General features: G+C 57.3%; 17 protein-coding genes. 7 read left to right on the top strand and 10 right to left on the bottom strand.

What is annotated here, in order from left to right; all coding sequences use genetic code 11:
• Positions 1-403: 403 nt before the first annotated feature.
• On the top strand, positions 404-607 hold the full coding sequence (locus ACTG2O_RS14425; protein ID WP_005352285.1) for a hypothetical protein: 204 nt from the start codon (positions 404-406) through the stop codon (positions 605-607).
• Positions 608-686: 79 nt separating this feature from the next.
• Here ACTG2O_RS14425 and ACTG2O_RS14420 read toward each other — a convergent pair whose 3' ends face one another.
• From ACTG2O_RS14420 to cmoM, 9 genes are all read right to left on the bottom strand, one after another.
• Complete coding sequence (locus tag ACTG2O_RS14420) at positions 687-1517, bottom strand: hypothetical protein (protein ID WP_019445864.1); 831 nt, start codon at positions 1515-1517, stop codon at positions 687-689.
• 49 nt (positions 1518-1566) lie between these two features.
• A complete protein-coding gene (def, locus tag ACTG2O_RS14415; RefSeq protein ID WP_439976152.1) occupies positions 1567-2070 on the bottom strand; it encodes a peptide deformylase in 504 nt (167 codons plus the stop codon).
• A 44-nt stretch (positions 2071-2114) separates the two neighbouring features.
• On the bottom strand, positions 2115-2552 hold the full coding sequence (locus ACTG2O_RS14410; RefSeq protein ID WP_439976150.1) for a GNAT family N-acetyltransferase: 438 nt from the start codon (positions 2550-2552) through the stop codon (positions 2115-2117).
• Positions 2553-2858: 306 nt separating this feature from the next.
• Positions 2859-3170, bottom strand: coding sequence for a putative quinol monooxygenase (locus ACTG2O_RS14405; RefSeq protein WP_129503961.1), 312 nt, complete (start codon positions 3168-3170; stop codon positions 2859-2861).
• A 139-nt stretch (positions 3171-3309) separates the two neighbouring features.
• Positions 3310-3696 carry a septal ring lytic transglycosylase RlpA family protein gene (locus tag ACTG2O_RS14400; protein WP_162515110.1) on the bottom strand — a complete coding sequence of 129 codons (387 nt, stop codon included), beginning with the start codon at positions 3694-3696 and terminating at the stop codon, positions 3310-3312.
• A gap of 258 nt (positions 3697-3954) precedes the next feature.
• Complete coding sequence (gene mukB, locus ACTG2O_RS14395; protein WP_439976148.1) at positions 3955-8382, bottom strand: chromosome partition protein MukB; 4428 nt, start codon at positions 8380-8382, stop codon at positions 3955-3957.
• 3 nt (positions 8383-8385) lie between these two features.
• Positions 8386-9105, bottom strand: coding sequence for a chromosome partition protein MukE (mukE, locus tag ACTG2O_RS14390; RefSeq protein WP_005345759.1), 720 nt, complete (start codon positions 9103-9105; stop codon positions 8386-8388).
• Positions 9086-10420: a chromosome partition protein MukF gene (mukF, locus tag ACTG2O_RS14385; protein ID WP_005345760.1), complete on the bottom strand. Its 1335-nt coding sequence runs from the start codon at positions 10418-10420 to the stop codon at positions 9086-9088. The genes mukE and mukF overlap by 20 nt, the downstream gene beginning before the upstream one ends.
• Positions 10421-10520: 100 nt before the next feature.
• Positions 10521-11297: a tRNA uridine 5-oxyacetic acid(34) methyltransferase CmoM gene (gene cmoM / locus ACTG2O_RS14380; RefSeq protein ID WP_139408296.1), complete on the bottom strand. Its 777-nt coding sequence runs from the start codon at positions 11295-11297 to the stop codon at positions 10521-10523.
• A 101-nt stretch (positions 11298-11398) separates the two neighbouring features.
• On the opposite strand from cmoM, the gene elyC reads away from it, so the two are divergent.
• From elyC to pfkA, 3 genes are all read left to right on the top strand, one after another.
• Positions 11399-12169, top strand: coding sequence for an envelope biogenesis factor ElyC (gene elyC / locus ACTG2O_RS14375; protein WP_058058823.1), 771 nt, complete (start codon positions 11399-11401; stop codon positions 12167-12169).
• 135 nt (positions 12170-12304) lie between these two features.
• Positions 12305-13060: a triose-phosphate isomerase gene (tpiA, locus tag ACTG2O_RS14370; RefSeq protein WP_005336839.1), complete on the top strand. Its 756-nt coding sequence runs from the start codon at positions 12305-12307 to the stop codon at positions 13058-13060.
• A gap of 149 nt (positions 13061-13209) precedes the next feature.
• Positions 13210-14181, top strand: coding sequence for a 6-phosphofructokinase (gene pfkA, locus ACTG2O_RS14365; protein ID WP_005336840.1), 972 nt, complete (start codon positions 13210-13212; stop codon positions 14179-14181).
• A gap of 1606 nt (positions 14182-15787) precedes the next feature.
• Here the strand turns inward: pfkA and ACTG2O_RS14360 are convergent.
• Complete coding sequence (locus tag ACTG2O_RS14360; RefSeq protein ID WP_005360943.1) at positions 15788-17029, bottom strand: dicarboxylate/amino acid:cation symporter; 1242 nt, start codon at positions 17027-17029, stop codon at positions 15788-15790.
• A gap of 270 nt (positions 17030-17299) precedes the next feature.
• Between ACTG2O_RS14360 and ACTG2O_RS14355 the strand changes: the two genes are divergently transcribed.
• The 3 genes from ACTG2O_RS14355 to ACTG2O_RS14345 all read left to right on the top strand — a co-directional run bounded on the left by ACTG2O_RS14355 (position 17300) and on the right by ACTG2O_RS14345 (position 19311).
• Positions 17300-17584: a pyrimidine/purine nucleoside phosphorylase gene (locus tag ACTG2O_RS14355; RefSeq protein WP_042055930.1), complete on the top strand. Its 285-nt coding sequence runs from the start codon at positions 17300-17302 to the stop codon at positions 17582-17584.
• A gap of 151 nt (positions 17585-17735) precedes the next feature.
• A complete protein-coding gene (locus ACTG2O_RS14350) occupies positions 17736-19121 on the top strand; it encodes an L-serine ammonia-lyase (RefSeq protein WP_274161523.1) in 1386 nt (461 codons plus the stop codon).
• Positions 19087-19311: a hypothetical protein gene (locus ACTG2O_RS14345; RefSeq protein WP_082187696.1), complete on the top strand. Its 225-nt coding sequence runs from the start codon at positions 19087-19089 to the stop codon at positions 19309-19311. Before ACTG2O_RS14350 ends, ACTG2O_RS14345 begins: the two co-directional genes overlap by 35 nt.
• Positions 19312-19339 lie beyond the last annotated feature (28 nt).

Here is a 19339-nt window from a genome sequence, read left to right as displayed (position 1 = left end):
CACACTGACACCTGATGTGTCCCCACTTCAAAGGAGCGCCACCGATGGCCAAAGCAAGCAAGAAAGAGATCAAGAAGAAGATCGCCGCTCGTCTTGAGAAAATTGCCAAGCATGAAGGCAAGATCAAGAAGCTGAAGAAGGCCCTGAAGTAGGGCCCACCGCATAAGAAAAACCGCCAGCTGGCGGTTTTTTCATCCTCCTTTTCGCCCCTTTACCATCGTTTTGATACCGATGGCCTTAATGTAAACGCCTCAAGCGCACCTCAGCAAAACAACCCAGCTGAAACCACGCACGTTCCCATCACCGCTATTTGGTCTAACAGCGCCAATCGGGCGCCGCGCGCCCCCTTGCCAGCAACTACCTTCAACGGAGTGTTTGATATGAGCCAGCAGTGGAGCGCCATATGTACTCTTACACCCTCACCTTCAAGGAAGATGTCGATCGCCTGACCGCCCCCGAGCAGGAGATCACCTTGCAGAGCCCCGCTCAGGCGGGGGATTTTATTATCCTCTCCGACGGCAGCCGCCATCAGGTGATGTTTGTCACCCACCGCGCCCACTACAGCAGCCTCTATCTCGATAAAGGGGTCAGGGTGCCGCAAAGCTAGCGCAGCTCATCTCTCTATTTTCGAAAGCAAAAGAGCGGCTCCCGGCCGCTCTTTGATCTCTCTTTATGTGGATTTGCTGTCACAGCACCTTGATCACCGGTTGGTGCACTATCTCGACGTCATTTTTATAGACCACCAGCTCACCTGGTGGCACGCCTCGCTCACCCAGCACGGTGACGACGCACTCGTAGCGATAGGGGCCGCTCGTGAAGAGGTAGGTATGATTGCCCCCCGACCCCTCCACCCTGACGGTGCCATTTTTCAGCACCAGATCCGGCTTGTCGGCGAGCGTCTTGCCCTTGGCCCAGGAGGCGTAGCGATAGTGGCCATCGTCCAACTCATCGATGCGGATGGTAAATTTCTCGGTCTGCCACATCAGCGCGGGGTTCTTGTACTCCCGCAAACTGGGATGCAGATCGCTCTTCTGCCTGGCGATAAGCTCGGCTTTCAATTTGGCGGCCTGCGCCGTCTGATTATTGATACCGATCACCTTGCCATCGAAATCCATCCAGACCTCACCACTGCCCAACATGATGCCGCGCCAGCCCATGGCCTGCCAATCCTGCCCGACCCGGGAGGTAGCGATGCTTTTTAATATGGCGTCATCAAATACCTCGTCGAAACGGGTCAGCATCTCCGACGCGTTTTTAATGGCAGGAATGGGATACTCCTGCTTGAAGGGGTATTTCATTTGATTGGCAAGGGCCTGATGATCCCGGGCTTCCGCCGCATCGACCAACTGCTGCACAAAGGGGCGATATTCGGCCGGCAACTGCTCTTCGTCGGCTGATACGGGGAGTGCTACCCACAATGTTCCCAGCAACAGCAGAGCCTTCAGCCCATAACGTCCCCGCACCTCATTGCTATTGCGGCCAAACAGCGCCCTGACATTCCATCTTGCCACTTTCATTCTGCCTGCTCTCCACATAACTAAAACGGCCAGCCACTATCCGCAGATGTTAACTGGTGGACTTGAGAGATTTTTTAACTCGTTTGAGTGCCATCTGCCGTTTGAGCGGTGACAGGTAATCAATGAACAAGTTGCCATCCAGATGATCAATTTCATGCTGCATGACAATGGCCAAAAATTCGCTGCTCTCGATGGTGATCGGATTACCTTTTCGATCCAGTGCAGATACCACCACCGAGCAGTAACGCTCGACATCCGCGTAGTAATCCGGCACGGAGAGACATCCCTCTTGTCCAAGCACCTTGTCAGTACCGCTTATCAGTTGTGGATTAATCAAAACCAGCGGCTGATCCCTGCTCTCGGACAAGTCGATAATAACGATCGCCTCTTTGCGCCCGACTTGAGTCGCGGCCAAGCCAATCCCGTTCTCCGTCGCATACAGGGTCTCCAGCATGTCATCAATCAGCCCCTGTACGACAGCGATATCCTCAACTCGCTCGGCCTTGAGCCTCAACCTTGGGTCGGGAGCCGTCAAAATATTCAAAATCGCCATCACAACTCTCCATTAACCACTTTTTTCAATCCGAGGTCACAGCCCTACGGCCGGGACATGGAGACAAACTCTTGATCCTCTTCGACCACGTTGTAACCAAGGCGCTCATAAAACCGTATCGCCCCATGGTTGTCTGTGAAGCTGGACAAGGTGACCCGGCATTTCCCCTCACGCTCAGCCTCCTGATGCAGCCGTTCCATCACGGCAGCGCCAAGCTGCCGCCCCTGATACTGAGGGAAAATGATCAGCAGATGGACATGCTGGGCATCCTCATATGGCTTGCTACATAACAAACCAATGCGTTCTCCCCCATGCAAGATCCACGAAAACCATTGCGGCAGATAGGAGCTGGTTATCCGTTCGCGTTGAAATTGGTCATCCCAGCCAAAGAGCGCCTCAACATAGGGAAAAATCCCCTGTTTCACGGCAGTAAAGACCTGCTCAAATTCACTTTGCGGTACATCTACAAGCTCAATACCCATTCTCGTTCTCCCTGCCCACCTCATATCGACGCGCTGATGGTCAGCACCATCGTTTGGTATGCCTTCCTGCGATAGCAGGTTATACCACTACCACTGAACTTGAGCCCAAACTAAATCCTCATTTGGATATCTTATCCGTTAACAGGAAGATGAAAACATCTTGGATATAACCAGGAGAGAGTAACTAAAAATCAGCGGATTAGTAGATGCAGGCTGGCAAAAGACTGGCATGATAACTTGCTTGAAACGCATCTTATCTCGCACTTGAGATATGAATAAAAAATCGGGCCCCCTGGCCCGAATGGATTAAGAGTAGCTGACCTCATCTAGGAAAATAAGCTGCAGTGGCTCTGCAAGCAGAGACTCAGCCTGAGCGGCAAAGGCCTGAAAATAGTCAGTCTGACAATGGCTATCCAACGCGGCTTGACTGACGAATGCCTCACGCATGTAAAAGGTGCCTGGCTCATCCCGCAATTCAAACAGCACATAGTCCAAGTTACCCGGTTCGTGCCGAGTAGGCTCAATAAGCTTGATCAACTCCCGGCGCAGCTGCTCCCTCATACCGGCTCTAGCTTTAAGCACTGCGATGGACACCAGTTTCTCTTCATTCATCTTCATCTGCTCCGTTATCAGATCAATCATTCAAGTATTTCGATTGGGTGTACCTCTTGGATACGGAGCAGTGTAAGAGGGCAGGCTTGCAGGATATAGCCATACAAAACGGACACTCTGTTCACGCCACTGAACAAGTGGACTGCTAGATCACCTCTATTTTTACTTTGATAATCCCGTCGCGAATATTGCCGATGGCACTAAACGCAGATTTGGAGAGATCGATAATACGCCCCCTTTTAAAGGCGCCACGGTCATTGACCTTGACCACTACACTCTTGCCATTGGCGAGGTTGGTGACCCGCACCATGGCGCCAAAGGGCAACTCCATATGGGCGGCGCTATTGAGGTTGTTGCGATAGATCTCGCCGCTAGCAGTCTTTTTGCCGTGATAGCGGTCAGCATAATAGCTGGCATAGCCGGTTTCGCTATAGCCGCGCCAGCTGCCGCCGTGGCTCTCGTCATAACGGCTGCTACAGGCGGCCAACAGCAGACAAAGAGATAACAGCAGCCCTTTCTGGATACATTGCACCTTCCCCTCTCCTCTCTTCTTCTTTTCGCTATGCGCAATTTTGCTTCCTCGATGCGGCCGGTGACGCTGGCGACACGCTTGCAGGCGGGAGCTCTCACCTTGCCATAGATCCAAGGCACTCACCATGTTACTCGCCTTGTTGTCAGGCAGCAGCGACGGTGCGGCTAATTTGCCATATCTTCCATGTAAAAAGGGAGGCAAATGCCTCCCTTTCAACTAGTTACCGGTCATCCCGTGTCGGGATGGGCCAGAAACTTCTCAGGCAATCAGCTTGTCATCGCTAAAGCCGAAACCGCGCAGACCCACCACATGCACATGCTCGTGCTTGCCTTGCACCTTGCGGATGAGCTTGTAGGTGGTGCCCTTCTCGGGGCTGATGTTCTCGGGCGCCGCGATAAGCAGCTGCATATCCTGCCGCTCGCACAGCTCGAACAGGGTGGCAATGGATTTGCCATCCAGACGGGCCGCTTCGTCGAGGAACAACAGGCGGCAGGGGGCGATATCCTTGCCGCGCAGACGGCGTGACTCCTCCTCCCAGCTGATCAGTACCATCAGCAGAATGGCCTGACCGGTACCGATCGCCTCACCGGTGGAGAGCGCGCCGCTCTCGGCACGCAGCCAGCCATCGGCCCCGCGCTGCACCTCGATCTCCAGCTCCAGATAGTTGCGATAGTCGAGCAGCACGTCGCCCATCACCTGATAGCTGCGATCCCCCTGCTCGATCTGCGGATTGAGGCGCTGGAACAGCTTGGCCATCGCCTCGGAGAAGCTGAGCTCCTTGTCGGCGAACAGATCGTTGTGCATGGCGGTTTGATCGGCCAGCGCCGTCAGCAGACGGGTGTGAGCCTCACGGATATTGACGTTGAGGCGCACCCCGCGCACCAGACCGAAGGCGATGTTCTGCAAGCCCTGGTTGAGCACCCGGATGCGGTTCTGCTCGCGGCGGATGATATTGGTGATCTTGGCCGCCACTTCGTGAGAGGAGAGCGACAGATGGGTTTCCCGCTGCTTGAGCTCGTCAGCCAGACGGGCCAGCTCGATCTCCATCTCTTCGATCGCCTCGACCGGATCATCGGAGCGGATGATGTCGTTGCGAATGCGATCTTTAAGGTAACGGTAGACCTGCACGTAGAAGGCGACCTTCTGCTCGGTGCTGCGGTTGCCCTCCGACAGTCGCAGCGCATCGCGCAGGGCTTCGTCATGCGCCACCGCAACCCGCAGAGCGCCGAGGGCCTTGTCCGACATGGAGCGCAGCTCGTCGCTGTCCAGATACGCCAGTTCACGCTTGTTGAGGCGCTTCTCGACGTCGGTCTCCCGCGCCAGTCGCACCACCCGTGACCAGCTCGCCTTGTGACCCACCAGTGATTTACGGGCGCTGTAGTAATCCTTGCCTTCCAGCTTGAGACGGCCGCCAAGGGATTCGATCTCGCGCTTGGTGACCTGCAACTGTGCCTCGGCGCTGGTGCGACGGGAACGGGTGCGGATCAGCAGCTCTTCAATCTCTTTCTTGTGGGCGCGCGCCTTCTCTTCCATATCGTCAGAGAGGGTCAGCCCCATGGCCGCCAGCTCCTGCTCGAACTCGGTCAGGGTCTGGCGCTTGGCCTCGACGCTGGAGTTAAGCGCAGTGCGCAGCTGCAACGCCTCGGTGTGACGCAGGGCAATCTGCTTGTGCTGCTCGCCAGCGGTGCGGGCTGCCAGCTCGGCCGCCTTGAGCTTCTCTTTGAGCCGCTCGCTCATCTCGGAGGCTTTGCCCAGCAGATCTTGTGCATCCTGATAGGCAAAGTGCGGTAGACGCGCCACCAGCTGATCGAGGGCGTAGCAACGGCGTTTCTGCTCGGCCAGCAGGTCGCTCACCTCATCATAGGCAGCCTGCAGCGCCGCAAGATCCTGCGGATCCTGACGCAGCACCTGCACCATGGTTTCCAGCTTCTCCAGCGACTTGCCGTGCTTGGCGATAAAGGCTTCGGCCTGTTTCAGGGCTTCCACATCGGCGTGAGCCGCCTCGAGGCGAGCCGCCAGCTCTGTCTCGGCAAACAGGTGGGCAAAGGGCAGCATTCCCTGCACCAGCTGGATATGACGGGTCAGCTGAGCGGCGGCCGCTTTGGCATCACTCAGCTGCTTTTCGCACTCACCGATGGCCCCTTGCAGCGCGCGCAGTTCGGCCTGTTTGGCCTGCACTTCGGCTTCGGGGTCGGGGCGGAAGGCGATATCCAGATGCTGGCCGATAAAGTCGCGGAAGTGACCGTAGAGACGGTGGTACTTCTGCTGCTCGAAGGCGGCCTTGGCGTAACCCTCGATGAGACCTTCGCGCTCAAGGTCGAGCTGCTCGATCCGTTTTTCCCGGGCGGCGCGACCAAACAGCGGCAGCTCGGGATAGCGGGAGAAGCGCACCTGACGCTTGCTGGTGCGCACCAGCACGGCATCCCCCAGCTCGTCCGCTTCCACCAGATCCTCGTCAAAGGAGTCGGGGTTGCCCTGAATGAGGTAGATATCTTCCGGGCAATCTTCCAGCTTTTTCAACCGCTCGATGGCGCCTTCAAGGTCGAGCACCACCAGGGCGCTGCGAGCCGGGCCATAGAGAGCGGAGTAGTAAGGGGCATCGTCGATGGAGATGTCGTCGTAGACATCGGAGAGCAGCACGCCCCCCACCTGCTCGGCGATGCGGGCAAGACGGGGATCCGCCTCGCCAGCCCCCAACTGCAGGTTGCGAATTTGCAGCTCCAGCGCCTGTTTCTGCGCCGCGATGCGGTTGCTCTCCTGCTCGAACTCGCGCTCCTTGTCGAGCACTGTCTGCATGCCGGCCGAAAGCTCTTCAGCGGTGGCAAGCGGCAGACCGCTCTGCTCGCGCAGCTGCTCGAGTTTTTCAAAAGATTTCAGCCAGCGCGGCGCCAGCTTGGTGAGATCGCTGATATCGCGGCCGAGCTGAGAGCCCTGATGCTCGAGGCTGGCGCGGCGCTGGTTCACCTCCGCCTGCTGCTCGGAGAGCTCCTCCTGACGGGTGCGTTGGGCTTCGAGGAAGATCTCCAGCTCATCGCTGCTGGCAATCAGCTGGCCAGAGGCCTGCTGCAGCTCGTCACGCAGCTTGAAGAGATTTTTCTGGCTTTCACTCTCTTTCTCGAGGCGAGCCAGCGCGGCGCGCAGCCCCTGCCCCTGGGCAATACGGGCCTTGTCTTCGATGTGACGCTTGAGCAGCGCCTGCGCGGTGGGCCAGGCGGCCTCGCGCACTGTCTCGGGGGCGATGCTCAAAAGCAGCGCCAGCGCCGCTTCGTGCTCGGCCACTGCTGCCTTGGCCAGCGCCAATTGCTGCTCGGCCCCCAGCACCCGGCTGGTGAGGCTCTGCTCGGCTGCGCGGAACTGGTGCAGGGTGTCGCTCGCCTGTTCGGCAGTCAGCCCCGGCAGCTCGCACTGCTCGCGGGCAGCTTCCAGCGCCTGCACCGCCTGACGGTACTGGATGGCGCGGGTCTGCTGGATATCGAGCGCCTGCTGGTAGTCGGCAAGCTGGGTCTTGAGGCTATCGACTTCTGCCTGCGCCAGCTCCTTGCGCTCTTCCACTTCCAGCAGTTGGCCGTGGATCTCCTCCACCACCGCCTGCTGCTGTTCGAGTTTGTCAGAGAGATCCGCCAGATCGGCGCGGTACATCTCGATCTTCTTCTGCAAGGAAACCGCTGCCATCACCTTGGCCAGATGCTCGGAGGCAGACTCCAGCTCGTCGGTCAGCAGTTTCTCGCGGTTGGTGAGCTGCTCCACCTCGTCGGCCAGATAGATGGCGCGCTGCTTCTCTTCGGCCAGAATGCGGCGCTTGTCGGCCAGCTCCTGGCGCGCCTTGAGGGCCAGCTCGGAGAGGCGACTCTTCTCGGCGGCATTGCGCACATAGTCCGCTGCCACATAGTGGGTGGTCTCGGTGATCAGGTTCTTGAACAGATCCCGCTGACCTTGCGTCTCCTTGATGGCCTCCAGCGTGCGGCGGTTTTCATAGATGGCCGCCTCCATGTCTGCAAACGCCTTGCGCACCCCGGAGTTCTCCGGCAGCAGGTATTCGCGCAGGGAACGGCTGATGGACGAGGAGATGCCGCCGTAGAGGGAGGCTTCGATCAGGCGATAGAACTTGCCGCGATCTTTTTGATCACGCAGCTTCTTTGGGGTGATGCCGAACTCGAACATGAAGTTGTGATAGTCGGTCACCGTATTGAATTTGGCGACTTTCAGCGCCCCCAGCTCGGCGGCCGCTCCTTTCAGGTCGGTAAAGGCACGTACCCGCCCCTTGCCGCCATCAAGCTTCTCCAGCAGCAGATCGGTCGGCGCCAGATTCTCCGGCACATCCACCAGCGCAAACGGGGTGATGTTGACCTTGTTGTCACGGTTGGCCACCTGCTCGAGGTGAACGCCGACCCAGATCCGCTGTTCGCGGCTGTTCATCACTTCCAGCAGGGAGTAGCAGTGCCCGCGCTGCAGCTTGCCGTAGAGCCCTTTGTCACGGGAGGCGCTGCTCGATCCCGCTTCCGTGGTATTGCGGAAGTGAAGCAGTGACTGGTCAGGGATGAGCGCTGCGATAAAGGCCGCCATGGTGGTGGACTTGCCCGCGCCGTTGCCGCCGGAAAGGGTAGTGACCAGCTGGTCGAGATCGAAGGTCCGGGCAAAGAAGCCGTTCCAGTTGACCATGGTCAGGGATTTGAACTTGCCTCGCACCGGTTATACCTCCAGATCCAGTTGTTCTTCATCGAGATCCGCCTCGATGTCATCAAAGAGCGAGTCGCTGCTCGGCATTTCGTCGTCGTGGAAGATGGCTTCACCCTCCTGGATCATCCGCAGCTGAACGGCGCGCGGATCTTCATCGGAGCGCACGTCGGCGGCGAAACGGAACACCGATTCGTTGACCCGGAATTTATCCCCGTTGCCAAGGGCGGTGATCATGCCAAGGCGGCGCAGACGGCGCATGGAGGTACGGATCTTTTCGAGCAACTTCTTCTTGTCGAGATCGGTACCGCCGGAGCGGCTGTTGACCATCCGCAGCAGCTGCTTCTCGTCGGCGAGGCTCAGCACCTCTTCTTGCAGCTCGGCCATGGCGAATACCCCTTCAGAAGCCAGACGATCCGGGCTCAGATAGAGGTAGCAGAGCACCTTGCCCACCAGCATATCGAGCTCGGAGAGCACAGTGGTGCCGATGTCGGAGCTCGGGCGCGGACGCAGGTAGAAGAAGCCTTCCGGCGCCTTGATCAGCTCCACCTGATAGCGGCCGTAGAAGATCTCCAGCTCGCTGTGATATTCGACCAGCGCCGAGTGCTGCTCGAACTCGTCGGCACTGATGTGGCGACCGGAGCGCAAGGCGGTGTCGATGCGCGGAAACAAGGGGTTGGCAATCGCCTCTGCGAGCCGCAGCGGCAAGGGAAACTCAGTATTGATCAATGACATAGGCCTGAACCTTGGATCCAGCTTGGTTAATGGGTTTCCATGCGGGTTGGCGATGCAGTTCGCGCTCGCCGCTGGCATGGCCCAGGCGCACGGCCTGGTCGATCAGAAGACGCGCCACATCGAAGTGGGCATGGGCCGGGTAGTCCAGCAGGTATTCCCGCAGCACATCGGCCAGATCCAGCTGCTGGCCCTGCTCGGGGTAGCGGGCCAGATAGCGCTCGATCCGCTCTGCCAGCTCCTGGTTGATATCCACCATCTCGACGTACTCCATCTCGAGGGGCACCTCACCGGTCACCTCCTCGTCGTGGATGGCGATGGTTTCGTCGCGCAGCTCCAGCAGACGGGGCTCTTCGGCCACCCGCAGCTGCCAGTTGTGCTGCTCGAAATTGCGGATGGACTCGCGCAGCCGCTGGCTGAAGGCACGGTTCTTGTCCATGTCGATGGCGTTGCGGATAAATTTGTGGACGTGGCGATCGTAGCGGGACCAGAGCTCGATGCACTGCTGACCCCAGCTGGTGATGACGTCGAGCCGCCCTTGCAAGGCGTGAGTCAGCTCCTCGACGTGGAACAGATCGTCGCGCCCCTGCGCCGCCTCCTGAATGTTGAGCAGCCCCGCCTGCAAGCGGTGGCCAGCAGCGTCCAGGGTATCCTGCAGCTCGCGCAGGGTCTGGCCGGTCTCGTGCAGCAGCTTTTCGCAGCTGTGAATGGCATCGACCCAGTTCTGGGTCAGCAGGGCCGCGATTTCGCTTTTGACCTGATTCTGCTGCTCATCCATGGCGCGCTGGGTGAGATCGATCCGCCCCAAGGTCTCTTCCAGCGAGAAGGTGAGGCGCGGCAGCACCTCGGCATCCCACTGCTCGCGGGTGTTGGTCTCGAGCGCCGCCTTGCGGGCGGTGTCGAGCTCGGCAGCCAGGTGTTCGAGCAGAATGGAGAGCTTGATGGAGTCAACCTGACGCTGATCCATAAAGAAGTCGACGATGCTCACGCCAAGGCGCGACAGGCGGTAGAGGCTCTCCCCCGCCACCATGTCGGTGTTGAAGCGCGACAGCAGCTGCTGGCGAATGAGATCGTTGATGGCGTTGTTGGCGCGACCGGTGAGGGTCTCGTCCATCTGGCCGAAAGCGCTGCTGACATAGCCAAAGGCGTCGTGCAGCGCCGCTTCCGACAGGTCCGACTCATCTTCGGATAGCGTCTTGATTGCAATCAGAAAGGCCAACCGGTCGGTCGGCAGGCTCAACGCCAACCCCTCCTGCCTGACCCACCCTACTAGCTCCGGCAAAGAACGCTCTGGCAGGGTACGGGATGTACTCATCATGATGTTGTCATCTCGTTGTTGTATTGGGCGCAAAATCGTGCGCGCGGCTACATCCGGTAGCATCGAAAACATGGTTCACATTTAAGTGAACCGCGAGCAATCAGCTGGCCGGCTTCTGGGCCATCACATGGATATAGCGACCGAGGGCGACAAAAGGCTCCTGACGGCAATATTGCTGCTCCATGGCCAGCAGATCGTCGAACTTCTCCATCTGATCCTGCTTGTGACGCATATAGTCGTGGATGACCCGCACCCCGGTCTTGCCGATGATGCGCAGCCCCCCACGACCAATCCAGTCATAGACCTGTTCCGGCAACTGGGGATTGGTGGGCGTAAGCGCAGTCTGGCGCTTCTTGCGAAGGCCAAGGCGTACATAGTCAAAATTGCCCACCACCAGGCTCTGGAACAGCAAGCCATGACGGTTATAGAAAAGCAGCGACAGTATGCCCCCGGCATTGACGAAAGGGAACAGACCCAGCAAGGTCTGGCGCGGCTCGGCAAGCCACTCCAGCACCGCATGGCAGAGCACCAGATCAAAGGTCCCGGTCACGTGTTGCTTCAGATCCTGAATGGGGCAATGGATGAGACGGATTTTGTCTTCCAGCCCCTTCTCGGCGATCTGGCTGCGGGCCAGTTCCAGCATTTCTGCTGACAGATCGCACAGCTCCACCTGATGGCCCATGGCCGCCAGCTTCTGGGCAAAATAGCCAAAACCGCCCCCCGCATCGAGGATGCGCAGCGGTCGGTTGCCAAGGCGGGCCAGGCAGGCTTCGATGTCGCTCCAGACAATGGTGGTGCGGATGCGCCCCTTGGTGGAGTCGTAAATGTTGCGAGCGAACTTGTCGGCGCGCCCGTCAAAACTCTGATCGTGCTTCAAGGAGAAACTCAACATTAGCGCCACAGGGTTGTGGCCATCCCAAAAAAGAGAGGTATTCTGTCACATCCCGAATTTGCTGAAAACTCAAGGAAGTGTCTGCCGTGTTTGTGCTCAAAAAGTGGCTTGGTCAGCTGTTGATGCCGCTCCCCTTCTCCCTCTCCCTGCTGCTGCTCGCCCTGCTGCTGCTCTGGTTCACCCGTTTTCAGAAAACCGGCAAGCTGCTGGCCACCCTCTCGCTGCTCATTGTGGCGCTGATGGGGATGCGGCCGGTGAGCTATGAACTGGCCCGCGGGCTGGAGCAGACCTACCCGCCGTTCGAGGTGAGCCAGCATCCCAACATCGAGGCCATCGTGGTGCTCGGCAATGGTCATGTCAGCGACCCGGCGGTGCCGATGCGCAGTTGGCAGAACAATATCGCCCTGGCCCGCACCCTCGAAGGGGTTCGCCTCGCCCAGGCCTATCCGGACGCCGAGCTGGTGTTCTCCGGCTATGTGTCGGGGGATACGCTCTCCAATGCCGAGGTCAATGCCCGGATGGCCGAGAGCCTTGGCATATCCCGTTCGCGAATGACGTTGTTTGAAAACAACAAAGACACTCATGATGAAGCGGTCAGTATCAGCCGCCATCTGAAAGGAAAAGAGGTGGCACTGGTTAGTTCGGCCACTCATTTGCCACGCGCCATGGCCCTCTATCAGGGTCAGGGACTCAAGGCCGTGCCGGCCCCCACAGATTACACCGCCAAGCAGAGCCAGGTACCCCAGCCGCTCTACAGTTATTTGCCCAAAGGGCGTTATTTGATGTATTCCGAAGCTGCCATCCACGAATGGATTGGGGTATGGTGGGCTCGCTTGCGGGGGCAGGTTAACGAATGAGCGATCAAGCGCTTCATTCCTGATTTGGATCAGGAAAGCGAAAAAAAATTACGTCATTTGCCGCCGGGTCAGCTATCTTGGGCTCGGTTCAATTCATATAATGTCGCGCAATCAAATGCCTAGGAGATATACAAGATGAGACAGCACCTGGTAATGGGTAACTGGAAACTGAACGGCACCAAGGCTTCTGTAGAAGCTCTGATCAAAGGACTGACCCCGGCTGCTGCCGCTCATCCTTCTGTGCAAGTCGCCGTCTGCCCGCCGGTTATCTTTTTGGGTCTGGTTGAGCAACTGACCGCTGGCAGCAAGATTGCCTACGGTGCCCAGAACGCTGACGTTCACGAGTCTGGTGCCTTCACCGGCGAAAACGCCCCCTCCATGCTGAAAGCCTTTGGTTGCACCTACTCTCTGGTCGGCCACAGCGAGCGTCGTACCCTGCACGCAGAGACTGACGACGTGGTTGCTGCCAAGTACGAAGCGATCCAGAAAGGCGGCCTGGTGCCGGTTCTGTGCATCGGTGAAACTCTGGAGCAGTTCGAAGCCGGCGTGACCAAGAACGTGGTTGAGACCCAGCTGAAAGCCGTTATCGACCGTTGCGGCATCGCTTCCTTCAACAACGCCGTTATCGCTTACGAGCCGGTATGGGCCATCGGTACTGGCAAGACTGCCACTCCGGAGATCGCTCAGTCCGTTCACGCTCACATCCGTCAGTACCTGGCCGGTTTTGATGCCGCCGTTGCTGCCAAAGTACAGATCCTGTACGGCGGTTCCGTCACTGGCGCCACTGCAGCCGATCTGTTCGGTCAGCCGGACATCGACGGTGGCCTGGTCGGTGGTGCGTCCCTGAAAGTGGACGACTTCTCCCAGATCATCGCTGGCGCTGCCAAGTAATCGCTGATTACGGCAAAGAGAGGGGCTCGTCCCCTCTCTTGTATCGCTTTTCCTATGGTGGCCCCCGCATCCCATATGAAAGCCGATATAGTAAAAGTGGCTTGTCTATTTAAACATTCGTATTTGACAACTCAGATCCAGAGGCACTCATGACCAAACAAATCAAACGTATTGGTGTTTTGACCAGTGGTGGCGACGCACCGGGTATGAACGCAGCCATTCGCGCCGTGGTTCGCGCCGGTTTGCATCATGGCCTGGAAGTTTACGGTATTTATGATGGCTACCTCGGTCTGCACCAGGATCGCATCGTCAAGCTGGAGCGTCACAGCGTCTCCGACGTGGTGAACCGTGGTGGTACTTTCCTTGGCTCCGCCCGTTTCCCTGCTTTCAAAGACCCCGCTGTGCGCGCCGAAGCGATCGAAAACCTGAAAAAACACGGTATCGATGCGCTGGTCGTCATCGGTGGTGACGGCTCCTACATGGGGGCCAAGAAGCTGACTGAAGAGGGTTTCCCCTGCATCGGCCTGCCGGGCACCATCGACAACGATATCGCCGGTACCGACTTCACCATCGGCTTTGATACTGCCCTGAACGTGGTAGTTGACGCCATCGACCGTCTGCGCGACACCTGCAGCTCCCACCACCGTATCTCCGTGGTCGAGATCATGGGTCGCCACTGTGGCGATCTGGCCATGTCTGCTGCCGTTGCCGGTGGTGCCGAGTATGTGATCGTGCCGGAAGTAGCCTTCGACAAAGAGAAGCTGCTCAAGCAGATCAAGGAAGGCGAAGCCAAGGGCAAGAAGCACGCCATCATCACCATCTGCGAGCACGTTACCGACGTGAACGCGCTGGCCAAGGACATCGAAGCCCTGACCGGTCGTGAAACCCGCGCCACCATCCTGGGTCATATCCAGCGTGGCGGTGCCCCGACTGCCCGTGACCGCATCATGTCCAGCCGTATGGGTGCTTACGCCGTTGAGCAGCTGCTGGCTGGTCACGGTGGTCGCTGCGTCGGTATCCAGCGCAACGAGCTGGTACACCACGACATCATCGACTGCATCGAGAACATGAAGCGTCCGTTCGATCAGGAGCTTTACAACCTCTCCACCACCCTGTTCTAAGCCTCGCAGCTTTTTACCGGCTGTTGATGACAAAAACCCTCCATCGGAGGGTTTTTTAATATCTTGCAAAAACGGGTGCATCGGCACGCTGTGTGCCCCTCACCATACGGGTTGCCTGATCCCCAACCCTTGCTCCGTCTGACGGATCGTTAACGTCCACCTCCTCGCACCAACCGATATCAGCCAAAGATACCGTTCCGGTATTGTCGTGGATGTTTTATCACTGCGAACCGGATTGCGTTGACCTGTGCTCTGTCGACCCTGAAACGAGCTTGTTCAGCCTCCTCGTCATACGCCGCTTTTTATATCTCAATCTTGTAGAAGGGATTCAGATATCTTCCCCAACCATGCTCCGGCGCTGCTCTCGTATTGCACTCACATGACTCACGCAGGTGCACCGCCCACGCAAATCGCTGCTCGCACCCAGCCCAGCTCAGCCAGAGAGTGCGCCTCTGGCCGATTACGCACCTCACTCTTGCTGCGGCCATGTCTATTCCGAGGCCGGCGGGAAAATTGGCGGTGATAAAACAGCCAGCTGCCACTCTGTATCCCCCGGATGCACCGATCTCCTCCCTATGAAGCCAGTATATTGCTGTAAAAATGCGGAGACTCCGGACTGATAAAGTGATGGTACGACAAGGGCTGGCAACCAGATTGTCTCCATAGACTTCTTTTGGATGAGCTATCTACGTCAGGAATCGTCAAACCATGGCCTTACACACTTTTTATGACCTCAATGGCACTGTTGCAAGGGTGAAAACTTATAAAACGCCACTAAAGCTCCATACAAAGCCCATCACCAAGCCAACCAGCATCTCACCAACCAATTGAATTTAAATGAGATAATTATAAAAACAGAATCTTGAATGCCTACCATGCCAGATCAGGTGATAAAATCAGCTCAATGTGACAAAAACAGCCACTTCAACCAACCAAAAACATAAAGTGGCTATTTTATCAATTTACACCTTGTTTCACCCCCTTGTTATGGTATCTTGACTACATCAACCAACAACTTAGGGAGAGAAAAATGAAAGAGTTTGTCGTTACTGCCGTTTTCACGGTGTTTTTCACCCTGGTTGCTGTCTCTCTGCCCTCACTGTCACAGTTCTGAGCCGGATAGAGAGGCATCAATCCGGACCGACCCTCTTTGCCATGTCTGTTTAATCGCCACCAACTGGCGCTTTTCAGTAATAATGCCGAGATGGTCAACATAGATATGATTTCATCACGTTGACGCTGTTTCTTTCGCCACAAGGGTGTAACCAGGATGGTTTAACCACACTCTGTTTGGATGGAATAGAACCAGCAGCAGATCATATCCGAGGGGAGCGAGGCTCCCCTTTTTGTTACCCGCCGTTTGACGGTCCCATTGTCCTGGCAGCAACAAAAGGCAGCCATCCATCACAAGGCCAATGCCTACGACTGTTGCTTTGCCCTCCTGAGCTCTCCATTCAACACCGCTACATCCGTCAGCAATCTCTTGTGCACGCCTTTGCTCTGATACTTGTCCAGTAGATATAAAAAAGCCCCCACCATCATGGCAGGGGCTCGCGTTACGCAGTGTCAGCTCAAGGCTGTTATATCTCAGTCCAGCTCAAAGCAATTATGCCTTGTTCCAGCGCTCTGGGTCATATTCCGGGCTGAAGCGGTCAACAATGACAGCACAGGCCGCATCGCCGGTGATATTGAGGGAGGTGCGGATCATGTCGAACAGACGATCCAGCGCGAACAGCAGCGGCAACCCTTCGATGGGTATCCCGGCCGCCAGCAGCACGGCAACCACCAGGAAGCTTGGGCCCGGCACACCGGCCTGGCCGATCGCCCCCAGAGTGGAGGTCACAATGATGGCCGCCCAGGCACCGACGCTCAGATCGATGTTGTAAACCTGCGCGAAGAAGATGGCGACCAGACCGTAATAGATGGCATTGCCGCTCATGTTGATGGTGGCACCCAGCGGCAACACGAAGGAGGCTGTCGCGTTGGTCACTTTCAGATCATGCTCGCAGGTCTCCATATTGACCGGCAGGGTTGCCATGGAAGAGGCGGTGGAGAAGGCCACGATCTGCGGCTTCTTCATGGCAGAGAGGTACTTCATCACCGGCGTGTTGGAGAACATCATCACCAGCAGCGGATAGACCACGAAGCCGAAGATGAGGATGGCAGCCACATAGACCACGAACAGCTTGAGTACCAGGGTCAGCACATCGAAGCCATAGGTACCGATGGCTTCCGCCATCAGACCGAACACCCCGAGCGGCGCGATGATCATCACCTTGTTGATCATCCAGACGAAGGCATCCACCAGAGTATTGAGCCCATCGACCAGTGGCTTGGCCCGCTCGCGTGGTTGTTTGGCCAGCGCAATGCCGAGGAACATGCAGAACACCAGGATCTGCAGGATGTTCGCTTCGTTGAGGGAGTTGAAGACGTTGGTGGGGATCATGCCAAGCAAGGTGGCGACTGCATCCGGCAACGCCCCTTTATCGGCATAGTCACCGCCAAACATGGAGGCAACGGAAGCGAAATCGACCCCGACACCCGGTTTGAAGATCTGCCCCATCACCAGCGCCAGCAACACGGCCAACGCGGAGGTCACGAGGAAGAAGGCCAGCGTAGCCGCACCGATCTTGCCCGCAGCCGGGCTGGCGCCCAGATTGGCGGCGCCGGAGAGGATGGCAACCGCCACCAGCGGGATCACCAGCATCTTGATCAGCTGGATAAACAGGGTTCCGAGCGGTGCAAACACGGTGGCTTGTTCACCCATGAACGCGCCGACCACTGCGCCCAGTACCATGGCGACCACAACCTGGAAGCCGATGTTTTTAATGAGTCCTTTAGTTAACACAATATGTTCCTTTATGTAGCAAAATTCACACTTTTCCCAGTGCAATTAACCAAACAGGGGAATGAGCGGCTGCCCATTCCCCTGTTTGCGCGTGTTATCTCACATTTAATTGCTGTTTTAAATCAGCAAATCATTAACCTTGGCTATTAATAAGTTTGCGAAAAAGTGAAGATTCAAAGCGGTCTCGGCGATTTTTACCTCATCCCCCATGACAACTGGCAAAAGATTGTGCTAGTTTGGCTGCACAAACGTACACACAGGGATGTAAAGATGCTGAAAGTTAACGAGTATTTCGACGGAAATGTAAAATCCATCGGTTTCGAACAAAAAGGCGAGAAATCAACCGTCGGGGTGATGAACGCCGGTGACTACCTGTTCAACACTGCCGCCCCCGAACGAATGACAGTGATCAAGGGCGCCCTCACCATCCAGCTGGCTGATGAAGATGAGTGGCACACCTACAACCAGGGTGAATCCTTCCTGGTGGCTGGCCACTCCTCCTTCAAACTGGAAGTGAAAACCCCCACCGCCTACCTGTGCGAATTTCTCGACTGATCAAGCCGGTTGAAGGGGAGCAGCCCCTTCAACCTTATTGGCCCCCCAGCCCCATTATCTGTGTTCATGTCACAGCACCGCACATCCCCGCTTCCTATCCATGGCAAAAATCCTAGAATAAACAGACATAAACCATCACCGGATTGATGTCATGATCAGCGTGTTTGACCTGTTTTCCATCGGAATTGGCCCCTCCTCTTCCCATACCGTCGGCCCCATGCGTGCCTCTTATGCCTTCGTCCAGCAGCTCAAGCTGCAAGGGCATCTGCCACAGGTCACGCGGGTCGAAGTGGAGTGTTACGGCTCGCTGGGCCAGACCGGCAAAGGACACGGCACCGGCAAAGCGATCATTCTGGGGTTATCGGGCTTTGAACCGGAATCGGTCGATATCGATGCGATTCCCGCCATTCTGGCCCGAGTGGAAAAGGAACAGAACCTGCAGCTGGCAGGCGAACAACCAAGCCATTTTCCCCGCACCGATGCCATCATCTTCAACCGCCGCAAAACCCTGCCGGCCCACACCAATGGCATGACTCTGCGGGCCTTTGATAAAGAGGAAAACCTGCGCTTCAGCCAGACCTACTACTCCATCGGGGGCGGCTTCATCATTGAAGAGAGCCACTTTGCCACCGCCAAGGAGGAGGCCGCCAAGTCTGATGCCGAACACCCTGTCCCCTACCCGTTCGACAGCGGCGCCCAACTGCTGGCCCACTGTCAGGAGAGCGGCCTCTCCATCTCGGGGCTGATCCTGGCCAATGAGCGGGTATTTCGCAGCGATGAGCAGATAAAAGCGGGGCTGCGCAAGATCTGGCAGGCGATGCAGGGCTGCGTCGAGCGAGGCTGCAAAAGCGAAGGGGTGCTGCCGGGCGGCCTCAAGGTTCGGCGCCGCGCCCCGGGGCTGTTCCGCCAGCTCAGTTGCGAGACCAACTTCAACAAGGATCCGCTGATGGTGATGGAGTGGGTCGATCTCTTTGCGCTGGCCGTCAATGAAGAGAACGCCGCCGGTGGCCGGGTGGTCACCGCCCCCACCAATGGCGCTGCGGGCATCATCCCCGCCGTGCTGCACTACTACGATCGCTTCGTCCACAAGGTGGATGACGAGACGCTGATCCGCTACTTCCTCACCGCGGCTGCCATCGGCATCTTATATAAGAAGAACGCCTCCCTCTCCGGGGCCGAAGTGGGTTGTCAGGGTGAAGTGGGTGTCGCCTGCTCCATGGCGGCTGGCGCACTGACCGAACTGCTGGGGGGCAGTCCGGCCATGGTGGAGAACGCTGCCGAAATAGGCATGGAGCACAATCTCGGCCTCACCTGCGATCCCATCGGCGGACTGGTGCAGGTGCCCTGCATCGAGCGCAACGCCATGGGGGCGGTCAAGGCGATCAATGCCGCCCGCCTCGCCCTGCGCGGCACCGGCGAGCACAAGGTGTCGCTCGACAAGGTGATCAAGACCATGTGGGAGACCGGCAACGACATGAAGACCAAATACAAGGAGACGGCCCGTGGCGGCCTCGCCGTTAACATTACCGAATGTTAAAAAACGGCAAATGACTCCATTTGGTTCCGAAATGCCCGGCATCGCCGGGTATTTTTATGGGCAAACGCTTAACAAAATGGATAAGCACAAAAATAAATTTTATACTCGCGCCTCAGATTCAACAAAAATAGATCTATTTCAACTTTTTTTAGGTATGGAGCCGTTACACTACGGTTATCTGGTTCTGTGACCTGCGCTGACAAGCGCGTTCCATGGAT

Source organism: Aeromonas sp. 61P (assembly GCF_051919545.1).
GTDB lineage: Bacteria > Pseudomonadota > Gammaproteobacteria > Enterobacterales > Aeromonadaceae > Aeromonas > Aeromonas veronii.
This window is presented reverse-complemented; position numbering and strand designations above follow the sequence as displayed.